General features: G+C 68.6%; 18 protein-coding genes. 11 read left to right on the forward strand and 7 right to left on the reverse strand.

Annotated features, from left to right (window positions below; all coding sequences use genetic code 11):
* Positions 1 to 131: 131 nt before the first annotated feature.
* The 3 genes from D7V80_RS05220 to D7V80_RS05230 form a co-directional block, all read right to left on the reverse strand.
* Positions 132 to 2531, reverse strand: a complete 2400-nt coding sequence (locus D7V80_RS05220; protein ID WP_120587098.1) for a M20/M25/M40 family metallo-hydrolase — start codon at positions 2529 to 2531, stop codon at positions 132 to 134.
* Positions 2532 to 2725: 194 nt separating this feature from the next.
* The gene (locus D7V80_RS05225) at positions 2726 to 2977 is read right to left on the reverse strand and encodes a hypothetical protein (protein ID WP_120587099.1); all 252 of its coding nucleotides are present in this window, start codon (positions 2975 to 2977) and stop codon (positions 2726 to 2728) included.
* A gap of 41 nt (positions 2978 to 3018) precedes the next feature.
* Positions 3019 to 3921 (reverse strand): tyrosine recombinase XerC, encoded by a 903-nt coding sequence (locus D7V80_RS05230; protein ID WP_120587100.1) that lies wholly within the window; start codon positions 3919 to 3921, stop codon positions 3019 to 3021.
* A 77-nt stretch (positions 3922 to 3998) separates the two neighbouring features.
* Between D7V80_RS05230 and D7V80_RS05235 the strand changes: the two genes are divergently transcribed.
* Positions 3999 to 4790, forward strand: coding sequence for an endonuclease/exonuclease/phosphatase family protein (locus D7V80_RS05235; protein WP_120587101.1), 792 nt, complete (start codon positions 3999 to 4001; stop codon positions 4788 to 4790).
* Between the two features lie 52 nt (positions 4791 to 4842).
* On the opposite strand, the gene D7V80_RS05240 is transcribed toward D7V80_RS05235, so the two are convergent.
* Together D7V80_RS05240 and D7V80_RS05245 are read right to left on the reverse strand one after the other, a co-directional pair.
* On the reverse strand, positions 4843 to 5190 hold the full coding sequence (locus D7V80_RS05240) for a hypothetical protein (RefSeq protein ID WP_120587102.1): 348 nt from the start codon (positions 5188 to 5190) through the stop codon (positions 4843 to 4845).
* Between the two features lie 135 nt (positions 5191 to 5325).
* Positions 5326 to 6336 (reverse strand): methyltransferase, encoded by a 1011-nt coding sequence (locus D7V80_RS05245; protein WP_120587103.1) that lies wholly within the window; start codon positions 6334 to 6336, stop codon positions 5326 to 5328.
* Between the two features lie 61 nt (positions 6337 to 6397).
* Here D7V80_RS05245 and D7V80_RS05250 point away from each other — a divergent pair, with 61 nt between their 5' ends.
* The 9 genes from D7V80_RS05250 (at position 6398) to D7V80_RS05290 (ending at position 15897) form a co-directional block, all read left to right on the forward strand.
* On the forward strand, positions 6398 to 7423 hold the full coding sequence (locus tag D7V80_RS05250) for a methyltransferase (protein ID WP_120587104.1): 1026 nt from the start codon (positions 6398 to 6400) through the stop codon (positions 7421 to 7423).
* A gap of 22 nt (positions 7424 to 7445) precedes the next feature.
* Positions 7446 to 8039 carry a hypothetical protein gene (locus tag D7V80_RS05255; RefSeq protein ID WP_120587105.1) on the forward strand — a complete coding sequence of 198 codons (594 nt, stop codon included), beginning with the start codon at positions 7446 to 7448 and terminating at the stop codon, positions 8037 to 8039.
* Positions 8040 to 8123: 84 nt separating this feature from the next.
* Positions 8124 to 9761: an LVIVD repeat-containing protein gene (locus D7V80_RS05260; RefSeq protein WP_120587106.1), complete on the forward strand. Its 1638-nt coding sequence runs from the start codon at positions 8124 to 8126 to the stop codon at positions 9759 to 9761.
* Between the two features lie 37 nt (positions 9762 to 9798).
* Complete coding sequence (locus tag D7V80_RS05265) at positions 9799 to 11109, forward strand: hypothetical protein (RefSeq protein ID WP_120587107.1); 1311 nt, start codon at positions 9799 to 9801, stop codon at positions 11107 to 11109.
* Between the two features lie 88 nt (positions 11110 to 11197).
* Positions 11198 to 12076 carry a hypothetical protein gene (locus D7V80_RS05270; RefSeq protein WP_147446987.1) on the forward strand — a complete coding sequence of 293 codons (879 nt, stop codon included), beginning with the start codon at positions 11198 to 11200 and terminating at the stop codon, positions 12074 to 12076.
* Positions 12077 to 12124: 48 nt separating this feature from the next.
* Positions 12125 to 12952: a crotonase/enoyl-CoA hydratase family protein gene (locus D7V80_RS05275; protein ID WP_120587109.1), complete on the forward strand. Its 828-nt coding sequence runs from the start codon at positions 12125 to 12127 to the stop codon at positions 12950 to 12952.
* Between the two features lie 16 nt (positions 12953 to 12968).
* Positions 12969 to 13847, forward strand: coding sequence for an SMI1/KNR4 family protein (locus tag D7V80_RS05280; RefSeq protein WP_120587110.1), 879 nt, complete (start codon positions 12969 to 12971; stop codon positions 13845 to 13847).
* A gap of 177 nt (positions 13848 to 14024) precedes the next feature.
* Positions 14025 to 15308, forward strand: a complete 1284-nt coding sequence (locus tag D7V80_RS05285; protein ID WP_370452461.1) for an AHH domain-containing protein — start codon at positions 14025 to 14027, stop codon at positions 15306 to 15308.
* Positions 15309 to 15327: 19 nt separating this feature from the next.
* Positions 15328 to 15897: an imm11 family protein gene (locus D7V80_RS05290; RefSeq protein WP_120587138.1), complete on the forward strand. Its 570-nt coding sequence runs from the start codon at positions 15328 to 15330 to the stop codon at positions 15895 to 15897.
* A 6-nt stretch (positions 15898 to 15903) separates the two neighbouring features.
* On the opposite strand, the gene D7V80_RS05295 is transcribed toward D7V80_RS05290, so the two are convergent.
* Positions 15904 to 16641: a class I SAM-dependent methyltransferase gene (locus D7V80_RS05295; protein ID WP_120587112.1), complete on the reverse strand. Its 738-nt coding sequence runs from the start codon at positions 16639 to 16641 to the stop codon at positions 15904 to 15906.
* Between the two features lie 75 nt (positions 16642 to 16716).
* Between D7V80_RS05295 and D7V80_RS05300 the strand changes: the two genes are divergently transcribed.
* Positions 16717 to 17742, forward strand: a complete 1026-nt coding sequence (locus D7V80_RS05300; RefSeq protein WP_120587113.1) for a methyltransferase — start codon at positions 16717 to 16719, stop codon at positions 17740 to 17742.
* A gap of 49 nt (positions 17743 to 17791) precedes the next feature.
* On the opposite strand, the gene D7V80_RS05305 is transcribed toward D7V80_RS05300, so the two are convergent.
* A complete protein-coding gene (locus tag D7V80_RS05305) occupies positions 17792 to 18307 on the reverse strand; it encodes an OmpA family protein (protein WP_120587114.1) in 516 nt (171 codons plus the stop codon).
* Positions 18308 to 18318 lie beyond the last annotated feature (11 nt).

Genomic DNA, 18318 nt, shown 5'->3' on the forward strand with positions numbered 1-18318 from the left:
TTGAGACCCCGGCGGCCCGGCATCCACCAGGCCGCCGCACTCATCGATCTGCGTGCATTCCCAGACGTGCCACGCCCACCACACCCGGAGCGTGTCAGTCATTACGGAGACACGAAATTGTTCCAGGGCCGTCAGGGCATGGGGCCGGGCGAAACCTGCGTCGCCGCGGCATCCAGCCGCAGCGTCCGCGTCACTCGCGTGCCTTCGTCCAGGCCCTCTCCGAAGGGCACCGGCATGCTGTCCTCCGGGCGCGCGGGCAGCCCCTGCGTCACCGACGCAGGCACCGCGTAGGTGTGCTCCCCCACCCTCACGGTGGGGCTGCCGCCGGCCGTCAATTCCAGTTCCAGTTCGAAGCCTCCGCTGGACGGTACCCAGTAGCGAAACAGCACGCCCTGGGCCGCGTTGCGAGTCCGCAACGTGTCGCCCGGGGCCTGCTGGCCCGCGAGCCGTGCCGACACCACCGCGTCCCCGGGCAGCACCTGCACGTCCACGAAGGCCGCGTCCGGGCGGGATGGGGTGATGTGGAGCGACACCTTCCGGTGCCCGCCCGCCCCTGCCTCCAGCCGCGTCTCGACCGTGGGGCCCCGCATGTCCTCCCCGGGCGCCGGTGCCGGCGCGTTCCAGAACGGCCCCTTCACCTCCGGCAGCGCGTCCATGGCCTCCCGCTTCGGGTCGCCGCCCAGGTACGCGCGCGTCCAGTCGTTGAGCACGGGATCCGAGGACACCCAGCGCGCCGTCTTCGCGTCCGCGTCCACCAGGTACAGCAGGCCCGTGGGGCGCGGGCTTCGCGCGTCGAAGCGCTGACCGACGGCGAGCGACACCAGCAGCCCCAGGCCCAGCAGCGCGGCCCCACCCGATGCCCACGGCAGCCCCCGGCCCGCCAACCACAGCCAGCCGGGCGCGAGCAGACAGATGCCGAGCATCAGCAGGTCGGAAGGCACCGCGGCCCGCTCCAGCGGCAGCACCGTGTAGAACGTGGCCAGCACGCCGGGCAGCAGCAGCAGGAGCGGCAGCGCCGCCAGTCCCCACAGCGGCACGTGCCACTGGGGGAGCGGCTCCGTCCCCCGGCCTCCCAGCCACAAGAGCAGCAGGACCATGCCCGCGAAGGGCCAGAGGAACAGCGCGCTCGCGCCCGGCAAGACGATGCTCACCGCGATGCAGATCACCGCCCACGGCACGCAGCCGCCCGCCGCCAGCTCCATCACCGGCGCGCGCCGGCGCAGGTACAGCCCGACGCCCATCGCCGCCATCACCCACAGCACCACCGCGAGGATGAAGCGCGCGTTGTCCTGCGTCTCCGAGCGGCTGAGGGCGCGGAAGCCGGGCTGGAGGGCCTTCAGCAGCGGCCACGCGAGCCGCGCGAGGCTGCTGGCCAGGAAGCCCACGAGCAACAGCACCAATGACTCCCGCAGCACGGCCCACAGGCGCAGCTGCTTTCGCTGGCGCGCCCGGAAGATGGCGAACACGAACAGGCCGCCCCAGAGGACCGCCAGCGGCATGGCCCAGGACCGGGGGTAGTGGACGCGCAGCGGGCCTGCGTTGAAGTAGATGAGTTCCTCGCCCTCCGGCACGGACGGCTCGCGGGAGATGCGCCGGGTGAGCGCGAGCAGCGTGTCGCCCTGCTGCTGAAGGAGCCCGTCGGAGACGGCATCCACGGTCTCCTTGCGCGAGTGGTAGGCCTGCGTGCCCTCCACGTTGGCGAAGTTCAGCCCCTGCCAGCCGCCCTGCCGCAGCGCCGTGAAGTCCGTGGCGTTCTTCATCCGCTGATACACGGCCGTGAAGAGCGAACCGGCGCCAACGTCGGGGGCCTCCTCGGCGAGCCTGCGCACGAGCCAGCCGCCGCCGGGGGAGACCTCGAACATCAGGAGCGGCCCCGCGTTGCCGCGCGCGTCCACGTTGAGGACCACGCCCGATTCGCGGGCCCAGGGGTGGGAGGCCACGAAGGCCGTGCTGCCCAGCAGGTGCTGCTCCTCGGCGTCCGTGAACAGGAACAGCACGTCGCCCGCGAGCGCCGGCCCCTGCTGGAGCGCCCGCGCGACCTCCAGGATGGAGGCGACGGCGGCGCCGTTGTCGGACGCGCCCGGCCCCGTGGGCACGGAGTCGTAGTGGGCCACCAGCATCACGGTCGTGCCCTTCGCGCCGTCCTTCGCGCGAAGCCGGCCCACGACGTTCTCCACGTTCGCGGCGGGCCGGGGGATGCCCTGTGCGGGCGCGAAGACGGGCTCGCGTTGGACCTGGACCTCCGCGCCCACGTCGCGCAGGCGCGCTTGCAGGTAGTCGCGAACCTCCGCGTGCCTGGGCGTTCCGAGGGCGTGGGGTTCGGCTCCAATGAAGCGCAGGTATTCCCGGGCGCGCTCCGCGGAGAAGCGCTCCCCGGGCGCGGAGGCGGGCACCGGCGCCGGCAGGGAGCTCCCGCGCAGCACCAGCAGGATCACGCCCAGGCCGAGCACCGCGGTCACCCACCGTGCTACCGACGACGCGCGAGAGGAGGCACTCCGGTCCAGGCCCGCGGTCGGGGCGGTGTCGCTCATGTTTCAGTCCTTCAGGCGTGCCCACCCATCCGGGGGCCGCGGGGGGTTCGCGGAGTCCCCGTCGAAGGGGGTGTCCATCGCGCGGGCACTCTACGTCACCCGGAATCCAACGGACACGCCGACATCACGCCTCCGGCCTGGCCCCATGAAACAGGGAGAGCAGGCCGGCGGCGCCCCGATGCATCACCCGCCGCTCAGATGGTCTTCTTCCCCGGCAGATCGAAGCGGTCCAGGTTCATCACCTTGGTCCACGCGGCGATGAAGTCCTGGATGAAGTGCGCTTCGCCATCGTAGGCCGCGTAGACCTCCGCCAGCGCGCGCAGCTGCGAACTCGAGCCGAAGACGAGGTCGGCGATGGTCGAGGTTGCCGTTGTCCGGTCTCCCAGGCGAAGAGCGCCGGATGCCGAAACCGTAGGCCGGCGTCGCGATCGCCGGACTCCCGTCATTCGGATGGGTTCAACGGCCGTTTGCTATCGAACCCACCTGCTCACGCCCGCGGGTGGGCGGAGTCATAGACTTCCTGCAACTGTTCGAAAGTCACGTGGGTGTACTTCTGGGTGGTGGAGAGGCTCGCGTGGCCCAGCAGCTCCTGGATGCTGCGGATGTCCGCGCCGCCGCCCAACAGGTGCGTGGCGAACGAGTGGCGCATCGCGTGCGGGCTCACCTTGCGCGCCAGGGCCAGCTTCAGCACGTACGCGTCCAGGTGCCGCGCGATGCTGCGGGCCGTCAGCCGGCCGCCCTTGAAGTTGAGGAAGAGCGCGTCCGGATCCTGGCCCTCGCGAAGCTCGGCCAGCAGCTCGCCGCGCCTCGCGAGGTAGGCCTCCAGCGCGCGGATGGCCTTCACGTTGAGCGGCACCAGCCGCTCCTTGCTGCCCTTGCCCATCACCCGGACGATGCGGCTGCTCCGGTCCACGCCCAGGAGGTCCAGGCCGCAGAGTTCGCTGATGCGCAGACCGCCGCCGTAGAGCATCTCCAGGATGGCCTTGTCGCGAAGCCCCAGCACCGTGTCCACGTCTGGCATGTCGAGGATGGCGAACACCTCCTCCACCGGCAGCACCTTGGGCAGCGACTTCGGCAGCTTGGGGCTCTTCACCAGCTTGGCCGGACTGGCGGACAAGAGCTTCTGCCGCACCAGGTACTTGTAGAAGGACTTGATGCTCGCCAGCCGCCGCGCGCGGCTCGTGGGCGCGTGGTCCACCGAGAGCGTGCCCAGGTAGCCACGGATGGCCGCGTGCGTGCCCGCGAGCAGCGACAGCTTCATCCGCTCCACGAGGTAGCGCTCATAGTCCTTCAGGTCGATGAGGTAGTTGCGCACCGTGTGCGGCGACGCGCCCTTCTCACCTTCGAGGTGGACCTTGAACTGCTCCAGCAGCGGGGACAGGGTGGACATGGTCGGCGAAGCCTAGGGGGCTCCCCGAGCCTCGCAAGATTCACGTCCGGGCGCGAGCGTCCGCCGCTCGTGGCAGCATGGACGGCATGACGGTGGACCTGCGAATCGCGTCGTACAACATCCTGGCGGATGCCTACGTCAAGCCCGAGTGGTTCCCGCACACGCCCGCGGACCTGCTCCGGCCGCGAAGCCGACACGCACCGCTGGTTCAACGAATCGTGGGCCTGGACGCGGACATCGTCTGCCTCCAGGAGGTGGAGCCCGACAGCTTCGCCGCGCTCCAGGAGGGCCTCGCGCCGCACGGCTACACGGGGGTGATGGCCCAGAAGGGGCAAGGCCGCCCCGATGGCTGCGCCGTCTTCCACCGATGGGAGCGGAGTCCGGGCCACCGGGCCCACTACTTCCAGGACCGGCTGGAGGACGGACGCATCTCCGGGCATCTGGCGCTGGTCGTGGACTTCGACGTCGGCGGAGCGCGGCTTCGCGTGGCATGCACGCACCTGCGGTGGGACCGCCCCGACAGGCCGGTGGAGCAGCACCAGGGCATGCAGCAGGCCACCGAGCTGATCGACGAGCTGGTCCGGAAGGATCCAGAGGCCCTGTGGATCGTGTGCGGCGACTTCAATGCCCGGCCCGGAGAGCCGCTGGTCCAGGCATTCGAAGCGGCCGGACTGCGGGATGCCTACGAGGGGCGGCATCAGCCGACCTGCAACGCGAACGGCATCCCCAAGACCATCGACTTCCTCTTCCACTCCGCCGCGCTGCGAGCCCGGCCGGACCCCTTGTCAGCGCTGGACGAGCGGACGCCCCTGCCCTCGGAGCAGGAGCCCTCCGACCACCTGCCCATCTGCGCGCGGCTGCTGCGTTGACGTGCCGCGGAGGAGGGGCGCCCCGGAAGAGGCGCCCATCCGCCGTGGAGCCTCAGTAGGCGGTGAAGCTCGCGAACTCGCCCGGCTGGAACGACCGCAGCGTGCCGAGCCCGAACGCATAGCCGCTACAGTCCGCCGTCCGGTAGGCGATCACATGCTCGAAGTGGCTCCACCCTACCAGGAGGCCGGCGGTGGCTGGGAACGCATGGCACTCGCCGTCAGGGGCCGGGAAGTTCGCCAAGGGCGTCACGTAATCGCTGCTGTAGAACGTCAGGCCCGACTCCCAGTCGATCGCGAACTCGGCGGACTCGGCGGGCTCGGCGAGCGCGGCAGTGGATGAGATGGCGATGCCCGCGACGGTGGCGACGGCAAGAGCGGTACGAAGAGCGGTTCTGCGCATGGCGATGTCCTCCCAAGACCGGATTGTCTTTGAACCAGAGGATATCGAGAATGACTTGCAATATCGACGATTGCGCTCACACCCGCAGTAGGTTCGCTGAAGCGCATCAACAGACAGGCTTGCAGGCCCGGCGCCCTACACCGCCACGGCCTCCGTGATGCTGAGCGCGGCCGGAGTGGGGATGACGCGCGACAGCCGCAGACCCGCCTGGGCGAAGAGCTTGCGGAAGTCCTCCTCGGTGCGCTCCCGGCCCGGGAGCGAGGCCAGCATCATCACGTCGAGCACCTTGCCCCCGTGCGGCGCGCTCCCGGGTGGAATGACCGTGTCCACGACCAGCACCCGGCCGCCCTCCGCCATCGCGCGGCGGCAGTGGCGGAGGATGTCCACGCACACCGCATCACTCCAGTCGTGGAGGATGCGCTTGAGGACATACGCGTCCGCGCCGGAAGGCACCGCCTGGAAGAAGTCCCCTGCCACCAGCTCGCAGCGCTCGGAGAGCCCCTCCAAGGCGATGCGGGCCTCGTCCAGGACGTGCGGGTGGTCGAAGAGCACGCCCCGGACCGACGGTGTGGAGCGGAGCACTTCAATAAGGAAGCCGCCGTGGCCTCCGCCCACGTCCACGACCTGCCGGCAGCCGCTGAAGTCATAGCTGCGGGCAATGGGGCCGTTCTCCAGGTCCGACAGGCTGGACATGCCCCGGTGGAAGGTGGCGCCCGCCGTGGCGTTGCTCGCGAGGTGGTCGAAGAAGGGCTTGCCGAAGATGCGCTCGAAGGCGTTCGTCCCCGTCCGCACCGTCTGCGTAAGCGCGCCAGCCGGTGCCCAGAAGATGTCCTGCGTGAGCATCAACACCGCGCTGCGCAGGGAGCCGGGGGCCTGGGTGCGCAGCAGCTCGGAGGCGGGGGTGAGGGCGAAGTTTCCGTCGCCATCCTCGGAGAACACCCCAGCGCTCGCGAGCAGCCGCAGCACCCGGTACAGCGACGCCGCATCCGCGCCCACGTCTTCCGCGAGCCGGGCCGCGCTCTTGGGCCCCTGCTCCAGGTGGTCCGCGACGCCCAGCTCCGCGGCCGTCGCCAGCGCGCCAGAGACGATGAAACCAAAACCCAGGTCGACGATGAGCTGCGCAGGATGGACGGTCGGTGAGGTCATCCTCGGGTCGTACTCCTGGTCAAATGCAGACGTCAATCCACGGGAGGGATAGGATCGCGGCATGAAAACCATGCCCAGCGAGACTCCGTCTCCCACGCAGCAGCTGTTCGCGGCAATCAATGGCCATTGGATCACCCAGGTCATCGGCACGGTGGCCCGCCTGGGGATCGCGGACCTGCTCGTGGGTGGCCCGCGCGACAGTGATTCGCTGGCGGCGGAGCTGGGCGTCCACCCAGGCGCCCTGTTCCGGCTGATGCGCGGCGGCATCACCGCCGGCCTCTTCGCCTCCCCCTCCGAGCGGACCTTTGCCCTGACTCCCATGGGCGAAGGGCTGCGCTCGGACGTCCCAGGCTCGCTGAGGGCGGTGGCCATCATGCAGAGCGACAAGTCCCACTGGTTGCCCTGGGGGCTCCTTTCGGAGGCGGTTCGCACCGGCAGGGCGCCCGTGCAGGCCGCCCTCGGCTCTGACATCTGGGAGTACTTCGCCCGGCATCCCGACGAAGGGGAGCACTTCGCCCGGGCCATGGGCAACCTCTCCGGCCTGGTGGGCAGCGAGCTGACGCACCACATCGACTTCGCCCCCTTCGCCCGGGTGGCGGACATTGGCGGCAGCCACGGCGACCTGCTCTCGCAGGTGCTGCGCGCCCATCCCTCCTGCCGGGGCATCCTCTTCGACCTGCCTCGGGTCACCGAGGGCGCGAAGACGGCGCTGGAGTCCCGGGGACTCGCCAGCCGGGTGGACGTGGTGGCCGGGAGCTTCTTCGAGCCCGGCATTCCCGCGGCCGATGCCTATCTGCTCAAACACATCCTCCATGATTGGGAGGATGACGCCTCCCTCAACATCCTGCGCAGGATCCATGAGGCGGCTCCTTCCGGGGCACGGCTCTTCGTGCTGGAGATGGTGATTCCGGACAACCGGAATCCCGACCCCACCCACCTGATGGACCTCAACATGCTGGTGCTCGCCGACGGGCGCGAGCGCACCCGGGACGAGTTCCAGGCGCTGTTCACCGCGACCGCGTGGAAGGTGGAGCGCATCATCCCCACCCGGAGCGGGGCCAGCATCCTCGAGACGGTGAAGGCCTGAGCGTTTGAACTAGAGTCGTGGGATGACCGCACGACTCCTGTTCCTCCTCGGCGTCTGTCTTCCCTTCACGGCTTTGGCCAAGGAGCCCAAGCCGCGGACCTATGACATCGTCATTGTCGGCGGTGGGAAGACCGAGGCCGAGGCCCAGGCCGCGCTCGACAAGCTGAAGCCCCAGGTGCTCTGGGTCCGGCTGTCGACCACCGGGTTCCCGGGCGTGTCGAAGTCGGATGAGTATCCCGGCCTCAACAAGGGGCTGTACATCGCCGTCCTCGGCCTGTGCCCCAAGGGCGGCGACACGGACATCAAGAAGCTCATGAAGGCGGTGAAGGCCTTCGCGCCGGGGGCGTACTCCAAGACCATCAAGGGGCAGTACGGCGACCCCTGCCCTCCCGATTCGGCCTTCCTGCCGCCCGACGAAGAAGAGAAGCCCCTGCTGGACCGCATCGCGAAGGAGCCCGCTTCGGCGGACGCCTTCTACGCCTACGCCGCGCACCTCAAGGAGGAGGGCCGGCTGGGAGAATCCCAGGTAATGGTTGACGAGGCATTGCGGCTGAACCCGAACCACGCCGAGGCACAGTCCCTGACGCGGGTGCTGATGGTGCTGATGACGGATTGACGCCGGAGTGCCCACTGAACGCTCGGGCCACGAAAGCAGGGAGCGAATCCCTTTCACCCTGCGCAACGCTATACACTCCCGGGCATGGCCCTCGAGTCCCCTGCCTTGCGTGCAGTCATCCTCGGTTGTGCCCTGCTGTCGTCCTCCTGCTCGGACACGTCCGAGCCCCCGCGGCCCCCTCCTCCCGTGGAACCCTGGGACGGGACCTATACGCCCCTGGTCGACCCGACGGACTGGGTCGACCGGGGCGAGTACGCCCCCTGCGCTTTCACACCGCCCCCGGGGACCGTCGTCGACTGCGACGACCCTTCCCTCTTCGACCTGTCGAAGTGTGACACCGCCTCGCTCGCCACCCTGGAGCCGCATGGCATCTACCAGGTGGACATGCGCCACGCCTCGGGCCTCGCGGACTTCGCTGGCATCCGGGTCCCCGCGGATGGCGGCACCGCGACCATGAACTCCCTCCCGACGATGCGGAGCGCTCCAGTCACGCGGCAGCAGCTCCAGGGAGGCTTCCGCTTCTCCGCGCAGTACCCCTTCCGGAATACCGTCCGGAACCTGGTCTTCGCGGGCTGCGGCGTCACCGGGCCCGGGCTGGTGACGGGGTGCTTCGCCCGCTGCACCGATGGCAAGGTCGCCACCTCGGGCACCTTCGAAGCCGCGCGGATGACCTGGGCACGGGGCGAGTCCGAATCCTCGGGAGGGCTGCGGCTCCTCTCCGAGACCCATGTCCAGACGGTGCGCCCGGTGGATGTGTATGTCCACCGGGGCCACGCCTACGTCGTCTCCATTGACGACCCGCTCACGCAGGCCCCGGGAGGGCTCGCGGTGGTCGACGTCCGTGACCCGAGCCATCCCGTCATCACGAAGCGGATCACCCTGCCGGGAGACTCGTACTGGAACGCGGCCTGGGCCAAGGACGACGCGCTCTACGTCGCCAGCAAGAGTTCGGGCGTCATCGTCTTCGACATCACCGACCCCGCAGCCCCGACCTTCGTTCGCAGCGTGCCCGGCCGTGGCCCCATCGATGTCCACACGATGTTCGTGGAGGGTAGCCGGCTCTACGCCGTGTCACCGGGTCCCGCCCCCACCGGAGAGACGCTGGTCTTCGACATCTCCGCGCCGCTTGAGCCCGTCCTGCTCAACCGCTTCACCGCCGCGGACACGACGTCCATGTTTCCCTCGGCGCATGACTCCTTCGCCTATCAGGACCGGCTCTACGTCAACCACTTCAGCGCGGGCTACGTCGTCTACGACGTGAAGGACCCGCTGAGCCCACAGGAGCTGGGCCACTACACGTTCGAGAGTGACAACAGCTACGCGACCAGTCACGCGAGCGCGGTGGGCACCTTCGCGGGGAAGACCGTCGCGTTCGAGGGCGGCGAGTACCAGGGCGCCCACCTGCGCGTGCTGGACGTCACGGACCCCACCAACATCCAGCTCATGGGGCGCTACAAGCTGCGGCCGCAGACCTCCATCCACAACATGATCCTCAGGGGCAAGCGGCTCTACATCGCTTACTACCAGGAAGGACTGCGCGTGCTGGACGTCTCCGTTCCCCCTCAGCCGCGCGAAGTCGCTTACTTCAACACGTTCCGTGAGTCCGACCTCCACCGGGGCGATGACCTGCTTGAAGGCGCCATTGGCATCCGCGTTCCCGGAGACGGCCACGTGTACGTCGTGGACACCTCCCGGGGCCTGCTCGTCTTCAACGAGCTCTGAGCTGGCGCCTCAGGGCCGGTGCTAGTGTGCCGGGCCCATGTCACGCAACACGCAGTGGAAGGTGGCCGGCTTCGGTGTGTCGGCCCTGGTGCTCGTCGCCGCGCTGGTCTTCGCCAATGGAACGCCAGCCGTTCATGAAACGCTGTCCCTGGAGGCGAGCGACCGGGATGAATACGCCCAGCAGGCCCTGGCGGCCCTCCGCGCCGCGGACCCCACGGGCGAGCTGAGGTACGACCCGGAGCAGTTCCTCATCCAGCGCTACACCCCGGACGGCGGTCTGGGGATGACCCTCAACCTCGCGAACTTCTACCGCGAGTACCAGGACACCCCGCCCGAGCGGCGCGGCGAGGTGCTCGCACGGTTGGGGCGGGCGGGCGTGCTCCCAGAGGCCCCGTCCACCTACGAGCAGGCGCGTCCCCTGCTGAGGCTCGTGGTGCGTGCCCGCGACACCTTCGAGGCGTTCTCCCAGCAGGCCGGTGAGTCCGCGCCGGTGTCCTGGCGGCCGGTGGGCGAGGTGCTGGCGGAGGCGCTCGTCCAGGACACCCCGGACGCCATGCGCTACGTGCCCACGGAGGAGCTGGCGCGCTGGGGCATCTCCTACGAGCAGGCCCGCGCCGACGCGATGACCAACCTGCGGCGGATGGAGGCCGCGCCGCTCCGGCACCTGACCCTGGGCGTCTGCGCCATCTTCACGAACGACAGCTACGGTGCCTCACGGCTGCTGCTGGACGACGTGGTGCGCGGCTGCGAGGTGAAGGGCGATCCGGTGGTGGTCGTCCCCAACCGGGACACGGTGCTCATCACCGGCGCCGACGACGCCACGGGCCTGCTCACGCTGGCGGAGGCCGCGCTGGAGGGCGTCCAGGCACCGCGCCCCGTGGACGGGAGCGCACTGCGCCTCACCGCCGACGGATGGAAGCCCTTCCTCCCCGGACCCAAGAGCCCGGCGCGGAGCATCCTGGAGAAGCTCGCGTTCACCAGCCGGGTGCGCGGCTACCAGGACCAGACCGAGCGGCTCCGGCAACAACAGGAGCACGGCGAGGTCTTCGTCGCCAGCCTGGTTCCAGCCAAGGACGACCGGGGACGCTTCTTCGGTCAGACCGTCTGGTCCAATGAAGGTGAGTCGCTGCTCCCGCGAGCGGACGTCATCCTCTTCGTGGACGCGGCGCTGGGCCCGGACGCGCCCCCGGTGGCCGCGGTCCGCTGGGACCTCGTGGTGCGCGACGCCGGAACGCTGCTGATGCCCGAGCTGGGCGTGTACCCGGAGCGCTACCGCGTGACGGGCTTTCCCTCCAAGGAACAGCTCCAGCGCTGGAAGGCGGACCCGACGGCCATGGACGTGCCCTGAAACAGCCCCGCGGGCGATATGCTCCCGCGGCCCCCAACCCGGAGATTGGCCCCTGGCGCTCGTCCCCCTCTACAAGCCGCAGGACCTGGTGAAGAAGGCCTCGAAGCAGGCCGTCTTCCCGGCCCTCAGGGTCGCACCACCTCCGTCCCAGCAGAAGTCGCTCGTCGGGTTGAAGCGCCTGATGCACGAGCGCAACCTGGACCCGCACGGACTGGAGGCCACGGTCTACGACACGCAGGGCTGTGTGCTCAGCGGGGCGCTGCACGAGGCCGTCGACCTGTCGGAGAACACGAACCCCATCACCGAACCGGGCACCGGCATCATCTTCAACGGGGACCACAACCTGCTGTCCCTGGAGGTGGGTGGCCCCGTGGTGGCGCAGTCCTTCGACATCTACTACCTGCACTGGGGCTTCGACAGCACCCACTGCGTGCGGCTGGGCTCGCACGCGAACTACTTCGTCACCGCCGCGCTTCAGGGGTGCTCCATCTTCGTCACCGGCGACCCGGCCTCGCCGACGGTGTACCACCTGAACGCGAACTCGGCGGGAGCGAACGCGCCCAACGACGCGGCGAGGTACCAGGCGAAGGTCCAGGTCATGGAGGCCCGCTTCAACGCCGCCCGGAAGGTCATGGGCGGCAGCCAGCAGTCGTCGGCCTCCGCGTCGATGCATGACTACATGCCCGGCATGCTGAGCACGGCGGGCACCGCCCAACTCGAATACGAGCGCGGCGTGAGCGGCGCATCCTGGTACCACGTGGGCACCCATGCCTTCCGGTCGTTCTGGAAGGTGGACCAGGACGAGCTGATCCAGTTCGGCACCGTGTTCGGGGTGCGGGAGTCGGGGCGCTGGTCGTTCTACTTCCAGAAGCGCAGCCGCCACGACTACCGCTACAAGACCTGGACGTCCGGCCGCACCCGCCATTCCGAATGGAGCGCGGAGTGCCACCGGTTCTGGCCCACCTGAGCGGCATCTGCTCAAGTGCCATCCGCTCACTTCCCTGGGAGGCAACGGATGGACGTCACGTACAAGTCATTGCGCATCGAGAAGGCCGACGGCATCGCCGAACTGGTGCTCACGGGCCCGGGCAAGGGCAACGCCATGGGCCCCGACTTCTGGCGGGAGATGCCGGAAGCGCTCCGCGCGCTGGACGCCGACGACGACGTGCGCGTGCTGCTGGTGCGAGGTGAAGGCCAGAACTTCACCTACGGCCTGGACCTGATGGGGATGATGGAGTCCCTGGGGCCGCTGCTCACCGGCGAGAGCAACCTGGCGCTGGAGCGCAGCCGGCTGCTCAAGCTGATTGGGGAGATGCAGCAGGCCACGGAAGGGATGGCCCGGTGCAAGAAGCCCGTCATCGCCGCGGTGCATGGCTGGTGCATTGGCGGAGGCATGGACCTCATCGCCGCGTGTGACTTCCGGTACTGCTCGCAGGAGGCGAAGTTCTCCCTGCGCGAGGTGAAGGTCGGCATCGTCGCGGACCTGGGCGCGCTCCAGCGGCTGCCGCGCATCATCGGCGAGGGGAACACGCGAGAGCTGGCCTACACCGGCGGCGACGTGGACGCGGCGCGTGCGCTGCGCATGGGGCTGGTCAACGAGGTCTTCCCCTCCCCCGAGGCCCTGCTCGCGGAGGCGCGGGCGACGGCGAGGCGCATCGCGGACAACCCGCCACTCGTGGTCCAGGGCGCCAAGCAGGTGATGGAGTACTGCGCGGACAAGTCCATCGCGGACGGGCTGCGCTACGTGGCGGTGTGGAACTCGGCGTTCCTCCAGTCGCTGGATTTGACGGAGGCCTTCTCCGCCTTCGCCGAGCGCCGCCCGCCCAAGTTCCAGGGCCGCTGAGGACAGCGGGCATTCCATGAGCAGGTATTTCGTCAAGCTGAAGGCGCCCAAGGGACAGGCCGTTCCGCCGTTGCTCGCGCGCTTCGCGAAGTGGGTCGCGAAGCAGGAGCACGGCGCGTTCGGAACCTTCGAGCTGGTTTCACCGAAGATGCCGGGCGGGCTGCGCGACGCGTGGTGCTTCCTCTCGCTGCCGGACGGTTCGCTGCTCGCGCTCGTCTCGGCGGTGAAGCCGGCGCCCGTGGTGCTGTTCGATTCGGAGTCGGACGCGCTGAAGCTCGTCGCGCCCAGCCTCGAAGCGTTCCTGCTCGCGCTGGGCAAGGGGAAGACACGCCTGGACGATCTCGATGAGGGCGACGAGCGCGAGGCCCTGCGCGCGTGGCTCGAGAAGGAGGTGGTCCAGGCGCCGAAGCCCGCGAAGTTCAACGTGCGGACCTATCAGCGCGAAGCCACGCCCGCGCCCGTCGTGAGCGAGGGCGTGAAGAAGCTCGCGCCCTTGCCGCGCGGGCTGGTGTCGCTGCTCGGCAGGCATGTGAGCGACGCGAAGCTGGCGGCGGATTTGAAGAAGCTGAAGCTGCCGACGAAGCTGCCCAAGGCCCAGGGGAAGCTGAAGGACACGAAGCGCGGCATCACCGTCAGCGTCGGGCGCGACGGCGTGATCCACGAAGTGCACCTGGGCAAGAACTACGACGGCCCGCTCGCGTTCAAGCTGCCCTCGGGCGTGAACGACTTCACGGCGACGAAGCTCCTGGGGAAGCCGACGGGCACGCTCAAGAAGAAGGATGGCGGCGACATCTGGGAGAAGGTCCTCGATGCCGACCGCAGCATCTCCTTCTCACGCAGCCGCGGTCACTTCGACTGGTGGTCGGAGCATCGGTTCTTCATCAAGGCGAAGTAACGCATCGGTGAGCAGCAGTCAGCACCCGCTCGGGGCGGCCCGATCCGATGGGTTCTGGTCGTGGCCCTGCCTCGCCCTGGAGGATGAAGCTCTTTCCCACTGGGGGACCTGATGAGGGCACATCGCGCTGTCGCGCTACTCCTGTGGGTTTGGCTGACAGGCTGTGCCTCAGGGCGCGTGGTGCGCTTGGAAACAGGCCAGGGGCCGCCAATCGCCTTCACGCCTCAAAGCGGCGAAGCCGAACCGGTGGAGGTGGAGCGGCGCGAATTCAAAGCGGCCGTGGCGAGGCTTGCGCGGGGCGTGAGGCTCCCGGCCAATCCGCAGCAGGCCGCGCGGCGCCTGATGGGCGTGGACGCCCGAGGCGGCACGTACCTCTTCGATCCGCGCACCCGGCAGATGACGCCACTGGAGGGGGCTGCACTGGCCTCCGACATGCCGCCAACGGAGGTGGAGCTGACGCGGGCATATCTGCGTTGGTGCGAGCGCACCGGGCGCAAGGGCGACTGTCTGCGCTTGCTGGCGGAGAGCCCTACCGTCACTGGAGACGGGCGCTATGCGCTGGCCATGGCCATGGCTCAAGGTGTTGTCCTGGAAGAGATGCTGGATGCCTTCAAAGGCATGGCCGACCCGCACGCGGCGCTCTCTGCTGCGCTGTGGACCATGACCCTCTATCTGGTCCTCTGGTCGGTGCCCGAACCCGTGAGCAAGGGACTGGCTGCGGTGATGACGGCGACAGCCATTGCCTACCTCGGGGTGGACACCTTCTGGACGCTGATAGCGGGCTTCAAACTGCTGGTGGAAGAGGCGGACCGGGCCACCACGTTTGACGAGCTACGCGATGCAGGTGAGCGCTACGGCAAGGTGATGGGTCGGAACGCGGCGCGAGCCTTCGCGCTGCTTGCGACGGTGGCCGTCGGCAACACGGCTGCGGGCTTCGCCTCGAAGGTGCCGACGCTGCCCGGTTCAGCCCAGGCGGCAGCGGCGGCTGGGGGCCGCGCGGGTCTCCGCCTTGCCGCCGTGGGCGAAGTCGGAGCGGTGGCGGTGACGGGCGAGGCCGTCACCGTGGCACTCGCCCCCAATGCAGTGGCCATGACGGCACGGGCCATGGGTGGCACGGCTGCCGCCCCGGTGGACGCGGAGGGCCACGACCACCACATCGCCACGAACAAGTGGTGGAAGGCCACGAACAATGAAGGCCCGTGGTCACCCCGGTTTCAGGAGATTTTCGACCGGGCGGGCATGTCGCTGGACGACCCAGCGAACATCGTCCGCGTCAAAGGTCATAAGGGGCCCCACCCATTGGCGTACCATCAACGCATTTTCCGGCGCCTGGACGCAGCAACGCGAAACTGCCGCACGATGGAGCAGTGCCGCGAAGTGCTGACAGCGGAACTCGACAAGTTGGCGCAGGACATCGCCGCTCCCGACACCCTCCTCAACAGACTGGTGACGGGAGCATAGGGGCGACACAATGGTCCGCATGCCCAAGCGTTACTTCGACCTGAGCGACGACATGACCAGTCCAGGCCGGTGGCTGCTCGGCGCCCCTACTGACGTTGAAGGCAGAGCGTTGAGTGAGCCATGGGTGTTTACTGACGGGACTCCTGTTGACGCTCCGGGCCGCTTGAAGCTCCCGCTGTATCTCCCCGGAACAGCGCTCGACTTCTCGCTAGCGGCCCGCTCAACGCCGGTAGTCCACGCCAAGGTGGCATCCGTCTTCGCGGACCTTGCTCCCGATGACGTGCAGCTCTTTCCCGTAGAGGTCGCGGGTCAGCCTGAGCAGTTCCGCATCCTCGTGGCAACCAAGCTGATTCGCTGCATTGACGACAAGGCCTCCGAGGAAATCCTGATGTGGACGCCGGAGGACGGGCGTCCTGAGAAGGTTGGAGAGTACCGAGACGTTTGGGGAATGCGGATTGACGCTTCGCAGGTAGGTGACGCGAAGGTGTTCCGCACCTGGGGCTGGCCCATCGCGTTGATCGTCCGGGAGGAAATCCGCGACGCACTTGAGCGCATTGGCGCCACAGGAATGAAATTCGAAGAAGTCTAGGTGGGCTCACCGCTCGCAGCGCAGCGCGACCGCGTGCGGGTTGTCGAGGTAGTCCTGCCAGAACTCCTGGCCGTACCGGGCGATGCCCTCGGGGGCGCATTCCGGGCGCATCCAGGTGAGTCGGTGGAAGCCCGCTTCACGAAGGGCGCGCTCGTAGGTGTCACGGCTCCAGTGGGAGAAGTGGATGGTGAAGGGCGTCTTCGCGTGCAGCTCCGCGGAGATGCCCTGCCCTTCCCTGGGCGACTCCGGGAAGTCCAACATCGTGATGCCATACCGGGTGCTGTTGGGGCCCTTCGCACTGAACCCAGGGTTGAACGTGTACGTGACGAAGCGTCCCCCGGGCTTCAGGTGGGCGTGGATGTTCCGGCACATGCGCAGCAAGTGTTCGGGCGAGCTCGCGTAGTGCAGGAGATAGACGGCCGTCACGCAATCGAAGACACCCAGCGGCGCCATGTCCGCCACGTCCGACACGTGGTACTCGATTCCCAGGGGCTGGGCCGCTTCGTGTTGCCGGGCGACGCGGATCATCTCCTCTGAGATGTCCACGCCAGCCACCCGGTGAGCGCCCCGCGCCTGGAGCTGCCGCGTGTAGAGCCCGTCACCACAGGCCACGTCCAGGACGGACTGTCCCTTCACGGAGCCAAGCGCGTTGAAGAAGGTGTGGCCTTCGAGGTACTCCGAACGCACGGGCAGGACATCCCAGTCCGACAGCTTCACGGCGATGTCATCGTATTGTGCCGCCATTCCGCACGACCTTTCCTGGCATCCACCTTCCACGGAAAGAGTCTACTCCGGGGATCACGGCGTTAGACTCGCGCCATGGAAAACACACTTGGCGACAGTCCGTCCCCCACGCAGCAGCTCCACCTGGCCATCACCAGCTACTGGCGCACCCAGGTCATTGGCACCGTGGCCCGCCTGGGACTCGCGGACCTGCTCTCAGGAGGGGCCCGCGACAGCGATTCGCTCGCGGCGGAGCTGGGTGTCCACCCGGAAGCCTTGTTTCGGCTGATGCGCGCCGGCCTCGCCACGGGCCTCTTCGTGGCCTTCGCCGAGCGGACCTTCGCCCTGACCCCCATGGGAGAGGGCCTGTGCTCGAACGTCCCGGGCTCCTTGAAGGAGCTGGCCATCATCCAGAGCAGCCCGTCGCATTGGCTCCCCTGGGGACACCTCCCCGAGGCGATTCGCACCGGGAGCTCGCCCATCCAGGCCGCGCTCGGAGTCGACATCTGGGAGCACTTCGCCAAGAACCCCGACGAGGCGGAGCACTTCGCCCGGTCCATGGGGGACTGGTCCGAGATGGTCGCCAGCCAGGTGGCCCGGCACGTCGACTTCTCCCCCTTCGCCCGCGTGGTGGACATTGGAGGCAGTCACGGAGACCTGCTGGCGCAGGTGCTGCGCGCCCATCCCTCCTGCCGGGGCATCCTCTTCGAACTGCCCCAGGTCGCTGAAAGCGCGAAGCCCGTCCTGGAGTCCCGGGGGCTCGCCAAACGGGTGGACGTGGTGGCCGGGAACTTCTTCGAGCCCGGCATTCCGGCAGCCGACGCCTACCTGCTCAAGCACATCCTCCACGACTGGGCGGATGACGCCTGCACCAACATCCTGCGCCGGCTCCATGAGGCGGCCCCATCCCAAGCCCGCCTCTTCGTGGTGGAGATGGTGATCCCGGACAACCGGACTCCCGACATCACCCACCTGATGGACCTCAACATGCTGGTGGTCGCCAACGGGCGCGAGCGCACCTACAACGAGTTCCAGGCCCTGCTCGCCGCGACCGGCTGGAAGGTCCAACGCCTCATCCCCACGCAGAGCGGGACCAGCATCCTCGATGCGGTGAAGGCCTGAGTGACGGGGCGGCGCCACGGGCGCCGCCCCCTCTCAGCCGTGTGAGGGATTACAGCCGGACCTGGAGCTCGTAGCGGCGGTTCTGCGCCTTCTTCGCCTCGGTGTTGTCTGGCTTCACCAGCATGCGCTCGGAGCCGTAGCCCACGGCGGTGATTTCGCCGCGGGGGATGCCTCGAGCGACGAGCTCCTTGACGATGGCCTCCGCGCGCTGCTCGCTGAGCGCCTTGTTCTTCGCGGCGTCACCCGTCGAGTCGGTGTGGCCGGAGACCTCGAACTTGTAGCTTTTGACGCCGGCCGCGACGAGCTGCTTCTTCGCGTCCACCAGGGCATTGGTCAGCTTCTTGAGCTTCGCGTCGCAGCCGGGGGCCAGCTCCGCGGTGCCCGTCTTGAAGCTGCACTGGTTCTTGCGGCCCTCCTCCGTGAGCTTCGTGTTGACGCGCTTCTCCACGGTGGACTTGCCGGCGTCGCCCGCGGCCTTCTTGATGGAATCGAAGGGGCTTTGCGCGGCGGCCACGCCAGGGACGGCCAGCAGCGATACGGCGATGCAGAGCGCCTTGAGCTTCATCCGTTGGACTC

Origin of the sequence: Corallococcus sp. CA054B, from assembly GCF_003611625.1 — a bacterium.
Classification (GTDB): Bacteria; Myxococcota; Myxococcia; order Myxococcales; family Myxococcaceae; genus Corallococcus; species Corallococcus coralloides.